Source organism: Enterobacter sp. NFIX58 (assembly GCF_900110475.1).
GTDB classification, from domain to species: domain Bacteria; phylum Pseudomonadota; class Gammaproteobacteria; order Enterobacterales; family Enterobacteriaceae; genus Enterobacter; species Enterobacter quasiroggenkampii.
Map to the genome: position 1 here is coordinate 1,100,054 of NZ_FODW01000001.1, position 13,544 is coordinate 1,113,597.

The following is a 13,544-nucleotide window of genomic DNA, read 5'->3' on the forward strand; positions in this document are numbered from 1 at the left end:
CCATTACAGCCCGGTTTCGTTTAACAACAATTGTTCGTTCGTCTATGGCAATAAGGTAGTTGCGAACAATGAAGCAAAAAGCATTATGGATTAACCAGATAAAAGGGCTGTGTATCTGCCTGGTGGTTATCTATCATTCGGTTATCACGTTTTATCCGCACCTGATCGGGCTGCAACACCCGCTCTCCGGCCTTCTCGCCAAATGCTGGGTCTATTTTAATCTCTATCTTGCCCCCTTCCGTATGCCGGTCTTTTTCTTTATCTCCGGCTATCTGATCCGTCGTTATATTGACGAGGTGGACTGGCGAACCAGTCTCGACAAGCGAATCTGGAGCATTGTCTGGGTCCTGGCGCTGTGGGGGATTCTGCAATGGCAGGCGCTGACCCACCTGAATGCCTGGCTGGCGCCCGATCGCGCGCTTGCCACCTCGTCGAACGCGGCCTACGCCGACTCGCTCCCGGGATTTGTGCGAGGCATGCTCACCGCCAGCACCAGTCTGTGGTATCTGTATGCCCTGGTTGTGTACTTCACGCTGTGTAAACTGCTGAGCCGCTGGAAGCTGCCGATGCTGGGGCTGCTGGCGCTGGCAAGCATCGCGATCAACTTCCTGCCGCTGCCGTGGTGGGGAATGAACAGCGTGGTACGCAACATGATCTACTACAGCCTCGGGGCGTGGTATGGCGCAGCGCTGATGACGTGGATGAAAAACCTCAGCCTGCGCCGCAGCTGGCTGACAACCGGCGCTTTCGCCGCCGTCTCCGTGGTGCTGTGGTTTGCTAACGTTCCGCTGCTGCTCTCATTGCTGTCGATTGTGCTGATCATGAAGCTGTTCTACAGCTTTGAGCAGCGCTATGCCGTTCACCCTGACAACCTGCTGAACGTGATTGGCTCCAATACCATTGCGATTTATACCACTCACCGCATCCTCATTGAGGCCTTCAGCCTGTTCCTGATCGGCGAGATGAATGCCGCTTACTGGCCGGTCTGGGCCGAGCTATCCCTAATTCTTGTCTATCCGTTTGCCAGCCTGCTGATTTGTACCCTTGCCGGACTCGGGGTGCGTAAGATTTCCACCGCGCTGTTTGGGGACATTTTCTTCTCTCCGCCTTCACCGCTCACGCTGTCACCCACCACCCGTTAATGCCCTCACCGCCCCCCTTCCGGGGGCGTATAATCCCGCCGTGCGGTTACGATTTGCTTATGTAAAACGATCGAGGATAATAAAGACATTGCGTATCAGTGATATGCCCCAATACTGTTGGTATATCCATAAGAGACTCTGACATAGCCATGCCTGAACACTATCGTTATTCCTTGCCTGTCAAAGCGGGCGACCAGCGCCAGCTGGGTGAACTCACGGGCGCAGCGTGCGCCACGCTGGTAGCGGAAATCGCCGAGCGTCATCCTGGCCCGGTGATCCTGGTTGCCCCGGATATGCAAAACGCCCTGCGCCTGCACGATGAAATTCGCCAGTTCACCGATAATCTGGTGTTCAGCCTGGCCGACTGGGAAACGCTGCCCTATGACAGCTTCTCTCCGCACCAGGAGATCATCTCCTCGCGCCTGTCGACGCTGTATCAACTCCCGACCATGCAGCGCGGCGTGCTGATTGTGCCGGTGAATACCCTGATGCAGCGCGTCTGTCCGCACAGCTACCTGCACGGCCACGCGCTGGTGATGAAAAAAGGCCAGCGTCTGTCCCGTGATGCCCTGCGCGCGCAGCTTGACGGTGCCGGCTATCGCCACGTCGACCAGGTGATGGAGCACGGGGAATACGCGACCCGCGGCGCGCTGCTCGACCTTTACCCGATGGGCAGCGACCAGCCGTATCGTCTGGACTTTTTCGATGATGAAATCGACAGCCTGCGCGTCTTCGACGCCGACACGCAGCGCACGCTGGAGGAAGTGGAGTCCATCAATTTACTGCCCGCACATGAGTTCCCGACGGACAAAACCGCTATCGAACTGTTCCGCAGCCAGTGGCGCGATAAGTTCGAGGTGAAGCGCGACGCGGAACATATTTATCAGCAGGTCAGCAAAGGCACGCTGCCTGCCGGGATCGAATACTGGCAGCCGCTGTTCTTCAGCGAGCCGCTCCCTGCCTTGTTCAGCTACTTCCCGGCGAATACCCTGATTGTTAACACCGGGGATATCGACGCCAGCGCCAGCCGCTTTGAAAGCGAAACCCGCGCTCGCTTCGAAAACCGGGGCGTTGACCCGATGCGTCCGTTGCTGCCGCCGGAAGCGCTGTGGCTGCGTACCGACGAGCTCAACGCCGAGCTGAAGCGCTGGCCGCGCATGCAGCTGAAAACCGATTCGCTTGCCGATAAGGCCGCCAACACCAACCTCGCCTTCCGGACGCTGCCGGACCTGGCCGTCCAGGCGCAGCAGAAATCCCCGCTGGATAATCTGCGCAAGTTCCTGGAGTCCTTTACCGGCCCGGTGGTGTTCTCCGTTGAGAGTGAAGGCCGCCGCGAAGCGTTAGGTGAGCTGTTGGGACGCATTAAGGTGGCGCCGAAGCGCATCCTGCGCCTGAGCGAAGCGACCGGAAACGGCCGTTACCTGATGATTGGCGCCGCCGAGCACGGTTTTATCGACACGCTCAACAACCTGGCGCTGATTTGCGAAAGCGACCTGCTGGGTGAGCGCGTCGCGCGCCGTCGTCAGGACAGCCGTCGAACCATCAACCCGGACACGCTGATCCGCAACCTGGCCGAGCTGCATCCGGGCCAGCCGATTGTTCACCTGGAGCATGGCGTTGGACGCTATCAGGGGATGACCACGCTGGAGGCGGGCGGCATCAAAGGTGAATACCTGATGCTGACCTACGCCAACGACGCCAAACTGTATGTCCCGGTGTCGTCCCTGCATCTGATCAGCCGCTACGCGGGCGGGGCCGAAGAGAACGCGCCGCTGCACAAGCTGGGCGGCGATGCCTGGGCGCGCGCGCGCCAGAAGGCCGCGGAAAAAGTGCGCGACGTGGCCGCCGAACTGCTGGATATCTACGCCCAGCGCGCGGCCAAAGAGGGCTTCGCCTTTAAGCATGATAAGGAACAGTATCAGCTGTTCTGCGACAGCTTCCCGTTTGAAACCACGCCGGATCAGGCTCAGGCCATCAACGCCGTGCTGAGCGACATGTGCCAGCCGCTGGCAATGGACCGCTTAGTCTGCGGCGACGTCGGCTTCGGTAAAACCGAAGTGGCGATGCGCGCCGCCTTCCTTGCGGTGGAAAACAACAAGCAGGTGGCGGTGCTGGTGCCGACCACCCTGCTCGCTCAGCAGCACTTCGACAACTTCCGCGACCGCTTCGCCAACTGGCCGGTACGCATCGAGATGCTGTCACGTTTTCGCAGCACCAAAGAGCAGACGCAGATCCTGGAGCAGGCAAGCGAAGGCAAGATCGATATTCTGATCGGCACCCATAAGCTGCTGCAAAACGACGTGAAGTGGAAAGATTTGGGGCTGCTGATTGTCGACGAAGAGCACCGCTTCGGGGTGCGCCATAAAGAGCGCATCAAAGCGATGCGTGCCGACGTCGATATCCTGACCCTGACCGCGACGCCGATCCCGAGAACCCTGAACATGGCGATGAGCGGCATGCGCGATCTGTCGATTATCGCCACGCCGCCGGCGCGTCGTCTGGCGGTGAAAACCTTCGTCCGCGAGTACGATAATCTGGTGGTGCGTGAGGCCATTCTGCGTGAAGTGCTGCGCGGGGGTCAGGTCTATTACCTGTACAACGACGTGGAAAACATCCAGAAAGCGGCCGACAGGCTGGCGGAGCTGGTGCCGGAGGCGCGCATTGCTATCGGTCACGGGCAGATGCGCGAGCGCGAGCTGGAACGGGTGATGAACGACTTCCACCACCAGCGCTTTAACGTGCTGGTGTGCACCACCATCATCGAAACCGGGATCGACATTCCGACCGCGAACACCATCATCATTGAACGTGCGGATCACTTTGGCCTGGCGCAACTTCACCAGCTGCGCGGCCGCGTCGGGCGTTCGCACCATCAGGCTTACGCCTGGCTGCTGACGCCGCATCCAAAAGCGATGACCACCGACGCGCAAAAGCGTCTGGAAGCCATCGCCTCTCTGGAAGACCTCGGTGCAGGCTTCGCACTGGCCACGCACGATCTCGAGATCCGCGGTGCCGGTGAACTGCTGGGTGAGGACCAGAGCGGCTCGATGGAGACCATCGGCTTCTCGCTCTATATGGAACTGCTGGAAAACGCGGTTGATGCCCTGAAGGCCGGGCGCGAGCCGTCGCTGGAAGATCTCACCAGCCAGCAGACCGAGGTCGAGTTGCGTATGCCTTCCCTGCTGCCGGACGATTTCATTCCGGATGTGAATACCCGACTGTCGTTCTACAAGCGCATCGCCAGTGCGAAGACGGAAAACGAGCTGGAAGAGATTAAGGTTGAGCTGATCGACCGCTTTGGTCTGCTGCCCGATGCGGCGCGAAATCTGCTGGATATCGCTCGCCTGCGCCAGCAGGCGCAGAAACTGGGCATTCGCAAGCTTGAAGGCAACGAAAAAGGCGGCGTGATTGAGTTCGCGGAGAAGAACCACGTCAACCCGATGTGGCTCATCGGCCTGCTGCAAAAACAGCCGCAGCATTTCCGTCTGGATGGCCCAACGCGTCTGAAATTCACCCAGGAACTGACGGAGCGCAAAACCCGCATGGACTGGGTGCGTAACTTTATGCGCCAGCTGGAAGAGAACGCGATCGCCTGACCTCCCTTTCCCCCCGTTAGCCCAGCGCTAACGGGGGACAATTTACAAACTCTTTGCACTTCACCCGATCTTCCCGACACACCCATTCGCCATAATTATCATTAACGCCTTATAAAACAATAACCTTATAATTTGCATGGATTATGGTGATGATGACCTTTTCGCGTTTTATTCGCTGGTTAACCCTGTTTGCGCTGGCAGCCACCGTCGCGGTGGCGCTTCCTGCTCGCGCAAATACCTGGCCCCTTCCTCCGCCCGGCAGCAAGGTGGTGGGTGAAAACCGCTTTCATGTGGTTGAAAATAATGGCGGTTCGCTGGAAGCCATTGCCAAAAAATATAACGTCGGTTTTCTGGCTCTGCTGCAGGCGAACCCCGGCGTCGACCCGTACGTTCCGCGCGCGGGCAGCGTGTTGACTATCCCGTTACAGACGATCCTGCCGGACGCCCCGCGCGAGGGGATCGTGATAAACCTGGCGGAGCTACGTCTGTACTATTACCCGCCGGGTAAAAATGAGGTGACCGTCTACCCGATTGGTATTGGTCAGCTGGGCGGCGACACCCTGACGCCGACGATGGTCACAACCGTCTCGGATAAACGCGCGAATCCAACCTGGACCCCGACGGCCAATATTCGTGCCCGTTATAAAGCTCAGGGCATCGATCTTCCGGCCGTGGTGCCGGCAGGCCCGGATAACCCGATGGGTCACCACGCGATCCGCCTGGCGGCCTACGGTGGCGTTTACCTGCTGCACGGAACGAACGCGGACTTTGGCATCGGCATGCGCGTCAGCTCCGGCTGTATTCGTCTGCGCGATGACGATATCAAAACGCTGTTTAACGTTGTTACGCCGGGTACCAAAGTGAATATCATCAATACGCCGATTAAGGTTTCTGAGGAGCCGGGCGGCGTGCGGCTGGTCGAAATTCACCAGCCGCTATCGAAAAACATTGGCGACGATCCGCAGACGCTGCCCATTAACCTGAATGCCGCAATGGTAAACTTCAAAACGAATGCGAATACCAACAGCGTGGTGATGGAGCGCGCAATGGAGGCCCGCTCAGGCATGCCGACCGATGTCACCCGGCATCATGATGTAATCCAGCAATCGATGTAAATCATAAATAAAAAAACGCCCTGCTCAGCAGGGCGTTTTTTATTGCAGTGGCATAAATGAGGGTTTATGCCCGGCTTATTTGTAGATGACGGCGGTGCCGTGCAGGGTGTTAGGACCGGTCACAGAGGTGATGCGGTAAGATTTAGCACCCATCTCTTCCGCTTTTTGTGCCAGCTGATCTTCCAGTGAACCCAGGTTAGTACCGGCAGACGCAGAGATCGTCCCGACTTTATGCTGATCGACCGGGGTGGACTGTACTTGTACAGCCGCAAAGCTTGCGAAAGAGAGTGAACTCAGAACAGCAGCAGCGATGAGGGTTTTTACGTTTTTCATGATGTTTACCTTTAGCAGATGAATTTGGAGGTCGTTATCTATTTAGTTAACGATCGATAGGTAAATCATAAATGTGATCCAGGTCACGCGTCAACATAATTTTATAACGAGCATTAACTTAATTTTAAAGTCGTTATTTTTCATATAGATATGATTAATATATTTTTAAGCATTCAGCACTGGTGGTGGGTTGCGTTTATTTTTATAATGGTTATTCACCAAACCAACAGAGGACCAACGGCACATGACAACCGACGTCACGAGTTGTGCGAAGAAAAGCCGTGGCCGACCAAAAGTGTTTGACAGGGATGCAGCGCTTGATAAGGCCATGACTCTCTTCTGGCAACATGGGTATGAAGCAACCTCGCTTTCCGATCTGGTAGAAGCTACCGGAGCCAAAGCGCCGACGCTGTATGCCGAATTTACCAATAAAGAGGGGCTGTTCAGGGCGGTGCTGGACAGATACATTTCGCGCTTTGCGGCGAAACATGAAGCCCAGCTATTTTGTGAAGAGAAAAGCGTCGAACAGGCGCTTCGGGATTACTTCACCGCCGTCGCGACCTGCTTCACCAGTAAAGATACGCCTGCGGGCTGCTTTATGATTAACACCTCTGCCACTTTGGCGGCGTCCTCGAAAGAGATTGCCAATACGGTGAAATCGCGTCATGCGATGCAGGAGGAGACGCTGAGCGCCTTTCTGGCACAGCGCCAGCAGCGCGGTGAAATCCCTGCGCAGTGCAACCCCCAACTGCTGGCACAATACCTGAGCTGTATTTTGCAGGGGATGTCGATCAGCGCCCGTGAAGGGGCAACGCTGGAAAAACTGCAGAATATTAGCGAAACCACGCTGCGGCTGTGGCCTGAGCTACTCAAAATCTAAAGCAAAAAAAAGCTCCTCAGCCTGAGCGCATGAGGAGCTAAATTCAGAGAACATCTTTTTTACACTTTGTTATTCAGAACCAGCTGACCATTTCCATCCAGTGGAATTTGCGTGCCAGGGTCTTTGTCCATGCGGATTTTGCCCTGCTGATCGCCAATTTTGTACGTCACGTCATAGCCCAGCATTTTTTCCGACTTGTCATAGACGGTTTTGCAGCGTTGCTGAGTCGTGGTGTAGGTATCGTTATCCTGCATCGCGCCCTGCACCTGGTTACCGGCATAGCCGCCACCCAGCGCGCCGACCACGGTCGCCACATCTTTACCCCGGCCGCCGCCGAACTGGTGACCAATCACGCCACCCGCTACCGCGCCAAGAACAGAACCGGCGATACGGTTTTCATCCTGCACCGGACGACGATGCGTCACGGAGACGTTACGGCACTCCTGACGAGGCGTTTTTACCGTTTCTTTAATCGGTGTAGCAGAAACCACCTGCGCATACTGCGGGCCGCGATCTAATACGTTGAGACTGGCAACGGCAGCCACACCTAACGCAGCCGCGACGCCAATCCCTATACCCGCCAACATTGATTTATTCACGGGACTTCCTCCTTTGTTGCTATTGGTAACAATTTTGCAATGGAGGCACGGCTTCGCCAATCAGATAAAGGATCAAAAAAGGGACGTTCAGAGGAGATATATTGTATTTAGGAGAACTCTTAAGCACTCAATCTGTGATCTACAGCATGAAATGCTAAAAACTCCCTCCGGAGAGCCCGGAGGGAGTGAAAGATTAGTGCAGCTTCAGACGCGGACGGATCACGCGGTTGATTCTGCCCACCAGCATCATTAGCCCGGTTTTGAAGTAGCCGTGCAGCGCAATCTGGTGCATACGGTAGAGGGAGATATACACGAAGCGGGCAATGCGCCCTTCTACCATCATCGAGCCGCGCATCAGGTTACCCATCAGGCTGCCGACAGTAGAGAAGTTTGACAGAGACACCAGTGAACCATGGTCTTTGTAGACATAGGCCTTCATTGGCTTGCCTTTGTACTGCGCCAGAATGTTGTGCAGGACCAGACTTGCCATCTGGTGTGCGGCCTGCGCACGCGGCGGCACGAATCCACCTTCAGGACGGGCGCAGGAGGCGCAGTCACCGATAGCAAAGATTTCAGGATCACGCGTGGTTTGCAGCGTTGGCTCCGTGACCAGCTGGTTAATGCGGTTGGTTTCCAGGCCGCCGATATCTTTCATAAAGTCAGGCGCTTTGATACCGGCCGCCCAGACCATCAGATCCGCTTTGATATACTCGCCGTCTTTGGTGTGCAGGCCGCCTTCGTCGGCGCTGGTCACCATGGTCTGCGTCAGCACCCGCACGCCCAGCTTGGTGAGTTCATTGTGCGCCGCACCGGAAATACGCGGAGGCAGCGCAGGCAGAATGCGTTCACCGGCTTCGACCAGCGTGACGTTCAGCGCTTCATTCGTTAACCCTTTGTAACCGTAGCTGTGCAGCTGTTTCACCGCATTGTGCAGCTCCGCAGACAACTCAACGCCCGTCGCACCGCCGCCAACAATGGCGATATTTACCTTACCGTTCGCACCCATATTGCTGGTGTACTTCAGGAACAGGTTCAGCATTTCCTGATGGAAACGACGCGCCTGGTGCGGGTTATCGAGGAAGATACAGTGCTCTTTCACGCCCGGCGTGTTGAAGTCGTTGGAGGTACTGCCGAGCGCCATGACCAGCGTGTCATACGGCAGCTTGCGCTCAGGAACCAACAGCTCCCCTTTTTCATCACGCAGTTCTGCCAGAGTGATGGTTTTGCTTTCACGGTTGATGTCCACCACCGAGCCCAGCTGGAACTGGAAATGGTGGTTGCGCGCGTGCGCCAGATAGCTGAGCGCGTCCACGCCCTCGTCCAGAGAGCCGGTCGCCACTTCATGCAGCAGCGGTTTCCACAGGTGGCTGTGGTTACGATCCACCAGCGTGATTTTGGCTTTTTTACCGCGACCCAGCTTCTTACCCAACTGTGTCGCCAGCTCCAGCCCGCCAGCACCACCGCCTACAATCACTATCTTTTTCAATGGCGTAGTCAACGTGACCCCCTCAAATTATTAACCAATTGTTAATTAAAAGTTATAAAAATAACCCTTAATTAACAACAGGTTACAGCACTGAAACCATTCAGGTGCATTGAGAATACCACGTCAGGCGCATTGGTCATACCAAAATTGATATGCATCAAGTTTTGATGGCTTAAAAGTAGACAATTCTGGTCAAAAAGAAAGCCCGGCACGCTTTCGCGGCCGGGCTTTGATGCCTGCAAACAGAGGATTAACCCAGCGTTTTAAACGCTTTGATACGCTGCAGGTGTGGGGAGATGTTTTTGAACTTGTGGGTCTGTTCTTCGTCCCAGACGATCTCATAGTAATGATGCAGAAGTTCTGCAGCCCGGTGGCTGTTGAGCGCCTCATCGTTACGCGACAGGATCACCAGACAGCGGTCACGGTTTTTCTCACGAAAATTGCTGACGCACTTGGTCGCAATATCGACATACTCTTCCGGGCGGTCGATTTTGCCTTCCATGTTTTCGTTCGGGAAAAGGTTGGGATTGAATACCACCTGACGGATGTCACACAGGAAGCCAATCCGTTCTGCCCAGTAGCCGCCCAGCCCCACGCCGCAAATCAACGGCCGATCGTCGACGTTGAGCTGCAACATCTTGTCCACCTCTTTGAGCAGATGCTGCATATCATGCTTCGGATGGCGCGTGCTATAGCTGATCAACCGTACATCCGGATCGATAAACTGCAATTGCAGCACCTTCTCATGATTACCAGGACTGTTTGAGTCAAAACCGTGTAAATAGATGATCATCGTCTTCTCACCACGCTACGCCTTCCGGGAGGGTTTACAGGCTGGCTTTATGTGCCTGCCAGCGCTCATTCAGGTCTTCAAGCCGGGCGTTGACCGTCTTCCAGCGCGCCGAATCCATCAGCTCCTGACGGCTAAATGAACCTTTATGATACAATTGTGTAACACGCTCTGCATTGATCGGCGACAGGTTATCCAGCACGCTCACGGCACCTTTACGATTATTGCAGACCAGGATCATATCGCAACCTGCATCCAGCGACGCCTGACCGCGTTCAGCGTAGCTGCCCATAATCGCCGCCCCTTCCATTGATAGATCGTCAGAGAAAATCACGCCATTGAAGCCCAGCTCCTGACGCAGAACGGTTTTCAGCCAGTGCGGAGAACCGCTGGCAGGACGCGGATCAACGTCGCTGTAAATCACGTGCGCAGGCATGATGGCATCCAGCTTGTTGTCGGTGATAAGCGACCTGAACACCGACATATCTTTGGCGCGAATTTCTGCTTCCGGACGCGGATCGCGCGGGGTCTCTTTATGCGAGTCCGCCGTCACCGCCCCGTGGCCAGGGAAGTGTTTGCCGGTGGTTTTCATCCCGGCATCGTGCATGCCGTCAATGAAGCGGGTCGCCATGGCCAGCGCAATGCGCGGATCGTCATGGTACGAGCGCTCGCCAATGGCGGCGCTGATATGCCCCACGTCCAGAACCGGGGCAAAACTGATGTCGATATCCATGGCAATCATTTCACTGGCCATCAGCCAGCCGGCCTCCTGCGCCAGTATCCCGCCCTCTTCCGTGCCCAGCAGCGCGGCAAAAGACTGGGCTGCCGGCAGGCGGGTAAACCCTTCGCGAAAACGCTGCACGCGTCCGCCTTCCTGATCGACGGCGACCACCAGATGGTTGCGCGACGCGGCGCGGATCTGACGCACCAGCTCGCGCAGCTGCGCCGGATCGTGATAGTTGCGGGTAAACAGGATCAGACCACCCACCAGCGGATGCGCCAGAATTTCACGCTCCTCCGCATCCAGTTCAAACCCTTCTACATCCAACATGACTGGACCCACATCCACCTCTCTTATCCTTTCGTTTGTAACTGACGCCAGGCATCGTCTGCCAGCGCAATAAAGTGTTTGTCTCTGGACTGCTGATAGCGCATTTCAAACCAGCCAGCCATTAACATGACGACCCAGGGCCGCCAGCGTTTAACCTGACGCCTCAGCGCGTCGGCGTTGATATGTGCCGCCTCGGCGTAGTCCCTGATCAGCGTCTGCCGCGCAGCGTCACTCTCCGTCCAGACTGCAGCCAGCTCCAGCGCCACATCGCCATCTCCGGCATATTCCCAGTCGATGAGCCTGATGCCCGCTGACGTATGCACAATATTTCCGGCATGAACATCCATGTGCAGCGGCGAGAGCCGAATCGGCTGCGGCTCGCCCGTTTTACGCAACCGCTTGAGATGCGCCAGCCACACTGGGGTGCGTCTGTCAGGCGCGGCCTGCTGCCAGTAGCGTTCCAGCAGCGGGTATAACGTGATTCGCCATCCCAGACGTGGCTGCCGGTGCAGATGATACAGCATCGCCGCGAGCGCCGGCGTGTCCGGCAGCGCGCTTTTCACGTCACCGTCCAGATAGTCGACGGCCATCCAGCTCTCTCTGAAAAAACGGGGGGCAGGCACGAGATCTGACGGAAGACGCCTCAGGGCGCGAAACTGACGACGGAAATGGGAGGCAGGCGCATAGGGGTCGTGATGTTGCCGCAAGACCAGACGTCGTTCGCCCTGCGCTATAATGCAACTCGCGCCGCCAAGCCCGGAGTGGGCCTGCGGCGCGATAAGGCGGTACTGAGGAAAATAGCGCGTCAGAATCTCTTCACGCGTGCTGTCATTGTTGCGTAACCGCACCTTTACCTGACCAGATAATTTCGCCTGTCTGAACCAGCATCAGCTGCATCTGCAGGGCCGGTGTATTCACGTTACCGGTGGCGTTAGAGTACAGCACATACTGTGCGCCAACGTTACGGGCAATGCCGATCGCCTTGCTGCGTGTGCCGAGGCTATCCTGCGGCGACAGGCCCAGTTGCTGTTTGGCTACCGCGAGCTGCTGAGCCGAGACCAGCGTAAACTTACCGTTGTTTGCCAGGGCGTTGCGCAGCGTTTCAGTCGCTTCGCCCGCGTTCAGCGAACCGTTGGTACGGTTGTTCACGCTATCAACCAGCAACACGCTACCTGCCGTCACGCCCTGTGCCTGCAGCATTTTGCCGACCATGGGCTGCATTGCGCCGTTCCAGTCGTAATGGCGCACGCGCGGCGTGGGCTGCGACGTCTGGTCCGGATGCTCAATCGGGCCTGGCTGTGCCGGTATAGACGGTACGGACGGTACGGTTGGCTGCGGCTGCGTTGGCTGTGTCGGCTGTTCAGTGCCCGGTTTCGCCTCTTCCACAGGCGCTGGCTGTTCAGTTCGGGTCACACACCCCGCCAGGAACAGCGCGAAAGCTGTCACGAGCGCATAGCGGCTCAAGTTTTTAATCAAGGTTCACCCCTTAGAGATAAAGATAAAGTCTCACCTTATGCGCACCCAGATAGTTGGCGCTGCCATAGAGCGTTACCGACGATCTGGCCGGAATGGTGACGCTGCGCGGCGCCTCCAGCGGATGCATTTCGAGACCTCTTACGTCATACCAGAAAAAACGGTAGTGGACCGTCACGGGTTCGTGTCTTTCATTAAAGAGCGTAGAGGAGGCAGATGAATTGATTTCACTGATGGTCAGCGCGGGTTGTTGCGCCGTGATGCCCGCGGCAAGCACGGAGGATTCCATCACCAGCGTCTGTTCATCGTTCACGGGGATCGCCGGGCGCGAACTGCACCCCACAATCATCATCGTCATTACCAGCGCTGCAATACGCCCTTTACGCATGTCAAAGACCTTTATGTGCCAGCATCGGCCCCAGAGGACGTCCACCCAGCAGATGCATATGAATATGATAGACTTCCTGGCCGCCATGACGGTTGCAGTTCATGATCAGACGGTAACCGTCTTCTGCAATCCCTTCCTGTTCGGCGATTTTCGCGGCCACCGTCAGCATACGACCTAATGCCACTTCATGCTCGGTTTTTACGTCGTTTACGGTCGGAATCAGAATATTGGGAATGATAAGGACGTGCGTCGGAGCCTGAGGTGAAATGTCCCGAAAAGCCGTTACCAGTTCATCCTGATAGACGATATCCGACGGAATTTCGCGACGGATAATTTTACTGAAAATCGTTTCTTCAGCCATGACCTATTCCTTTTTTGATTAATCAGGCGCGATGCGTCCGCTGTTAACACACGCTCTGGATGAGGGTGTGACACAATTCAAGAGTATGAGCGAGTTTCTCCTGTCCTTTCAACCTCCTCCCTCGATTTCTTTCCCGAATGTTCATCAGCTGAGTGAAGAGTGACCGCTCGCGGGCCTTAATGGGCTGAAACATTATTTCAGTTCCGGTCGACACATCTGTTTACAGCATTAATAGCAATGCGTATATTTCGCATTTGCATTTTCATGCGCATTTTTAACATAGAAAACGACGCCAGCCCGCGTCCGCGGGACTGACGCATACCCTCTTCA

13 protein-coding genes are annotated in these 13,544 nt (G+C 56.2%); 4 read left to right on the top strand and 9 right to left on the bottom strand.

The genetic code is table 11. The features are described 5' to 3' along the window. Positions 1-68 precede the first annotated feature (68 nt). The 3 genes from BMW97_RS05395 to BMW97_RS05405 all read left to right on the top strand — a co-directional run bounded on the left by BMW97_RS05395 (position 69) and on the right by BMW97_RS05405 (position 5,853). Complete coding sequence (locus tag BMW97_RS05395) at positions 69-1,142, top strand: acyltransferase family protein (protein ID WP_045910213.1); 1,074 nt, start codon at positions 69-71, stop codon at positions 1,140-1,142. Between the two features lie 149 nt (positions 1,143-1,291). Next, on the top strand, positions 1,292-4,738 hold the full coding sequence (gene mfd / locus BMW97_RS05400; protein ID WP_045910212.1) for a transcription-repair coupling factor: 3,447 nt from the start codon (positions 1,292-1,294) through the stop codon (positions 4,736-4,738). 149 nt (positions 4,739-4,887) lie between these two features. Then, entirely contained in the window at positions 4,888-5,853 is a 966-nt protein-coding gene (locus BMW97_RS05405) for a L,D-transpeptidase LdtC (RefSeq protein ID WP_045910211.1), read from the top strand. Positions 5,854-5,928: 75 nt separating this feature from the next. Here BMW97_RS05405 and bhsA read toward each other — a convergent pair whose 3' ends face one another. Next, the gene (gene bhsA, locus BMW97_RS05410; protein ID WP_045910210.1) at positions 5,929-6,186 is read right to left on the bottom strand and encodes a multiple stress resistance protein BhsA; all 258 of its coding nucleotides are present in this window, start codon (positions 6,184-6,186) and stop codon (positions 5,929-5,931) included. 244 nt (positions 6,187-6,430) lie between these two features. On the opposite strand from bhsA, the gene comR reads away from it, so the two are divergent. After that, a complete protein-coding gene (gene comR, locus BMW97_RS05415) occupies positions 6,431-7,066 on the top strand; it encodes a TetR family copper-responsive transcriptional repressor ComR (RefSeq protein WP_028015740.1) in 636 nt (211 codons plus the stop codon). A 59-nt stretch (positions 7,067-7,125) separates the two neighbouring features. On the opposite strand, the gene BMW97_RS05420 is transcribed toward comR, so the two are convergent. The 8 genes from BMW97_RS05420 to hinT form a co-directional block, all read right to left on the bottom strand. Next, complete coding sequence (locus BMW97_RS05420) at positions 7,126-7,665, bottom strand: glycine zipper 2TM domain-containing protein (protein ID WP_008500779.1); 540 nt, start codon at positions 7,663-7,665, stop codon at positions 7,126-7,128. Positions 7,666-7,858: 193 nt separating this feature from the next. Further along, positions 7,859-9,163, bottom strand: coding sequence for an NAD(P)/FAD-dependent oxidoreductase (locus BMW97_RS05425; protein ID WP_008500780.1), 1,305 nt, complete (start codon positions 9,161-9,163; stop codon positions 7,859-7,861). A gap of 238 nt (positions 9,164-9,401) precedes the next feature. Next, complete coding sequence (gene ycfP, locus BMW97_RS05430; RefSeq protein WP_008500781.1) at positions 9,402-9,944, bottom strand: alpha/beta hydrolase YcfP; 543 nt, start codon at positions 9,942-9,944, stop codon at positions 9,402-9,404. A 34-nt stretch (positions 9,945-9,978) separates the two neighbouring features. After that, positions 9,979-11,004 carry a beta-N-acetylhexosaminidase gene (gene nagZ, locus BMW97_RS05435; RefSeq protein ID WP_045910608.1) on the bottom strand — a complete coding sequence of 342 codons (1,026 nt, stop codon included), beginning with the start codon at positions 11,002-11,004 and terminating at the stop codon, positions 9,979-9,981. Positions 11,005-11,015: 11 nt separating this feature from the next. Then, on the bottom strand, positions 11,016-11,840 hold the full coding sequence (gene thiK, locus BMW97_RS05440; protein WP_045910209.1) for a thiamine kinase: 825 nt from the start codon (positions 11,838-11,840) through the stop codon (positions 11,016-11,018). After that, positions 11,821-12,468, bottom strand: a complete 648-nt coding sequence (gene lpoB, locus BMW97_RS05445) for a penicillin-binding protein activator LpoB (RefSeq protein WP_045326975.1) — start codon at positions 12,466-12,468, stop codon at positions 11,821-11,823. Before lpoB ends, thiK begins: the two co-directional genes overlap by 20 nt. A gap of 10 nt (positions 12,469-12,478) precedes the next feature. Then, a complete protein-coding gene (locus BMW97_RS05450; RefSeq protein WP_045910208.1) occupies positions 12,479-12,853 on the bottom strand; it encodes a YcfL family putative periplasmic lipoprotein in 375 nt (124 codons plus the stop codon). A 1-nt stretch (position 12,854) separates the two neighbouring features. Continuing rightward, complete coding sequence (gene hinT, locus BMW97_RS05455; protein ID WP_008500786.1) at positions 12,855-13,214, bottom strand: purine nucleoside phosphoramidase; 360 nt, start codon at positions 13,212-13,214, stop codon at positions 12,855-12,857. Positions 13,215-13,544: the final 330 nt, after the last annotated feature.

Bases quoted from the DNA above. Each gene is read 5' to 3' on its own strand.
- BMW97_RS05395 (WP_045910213.1), top strand. From the start codon at position 69: ATGAAGCAAAAAGCATTATGGATTAACCAGATAAAAGGGCTGTGTATC.
- mfd (WP_045910212.1), top strand. From the start codon at position 1,292: ATGCCTGAACACTATCGTTATTCCTTGCCTGTCAAAGCGGGCGACCAG.
- BMW97_RS05405 (WP_045910211.1), top strand. From the start codon at position 4,888: ATGATGACCTTTTCGCGTTTTATTCGCTGGTTAACCCTGTTTGCGCTG.
- bhsA (WP_045910210.1), bottom strand. From the start codon at position 6,186: ATGAAAAACGTAAAAACCCTCATCGCTGCTGCTGTTCTGAGTTCACTC.
- comR (WP_028015740.1), top strand. From the start codon at position 6,431: ATGACAACCGACGTCACGAGTTGTGCGAAGAAAAGCCGTGGCCGACCA.
- ycfP (WP_008500781.1), bottom strand. From the start codon at position 9,944: ATGATCATCTATTTACACGGTTTTGACTCAAACAGTCCTGGTAATCAT.
- BMW97_RS05450 (WP_045910208.1), bottom strand. From the start codon at position 12,853: ATGCGTAAAGGGCGTATTGCAGCGCTGGTAATGACGATGATGATTGTG.
- hinT (WP_008500786.1), bottom strand. From the start codon at position 13,214: ATGGCTGAAGAAACGATTTTCAGTAAAATTATCCGTCGCGAAATTCCG.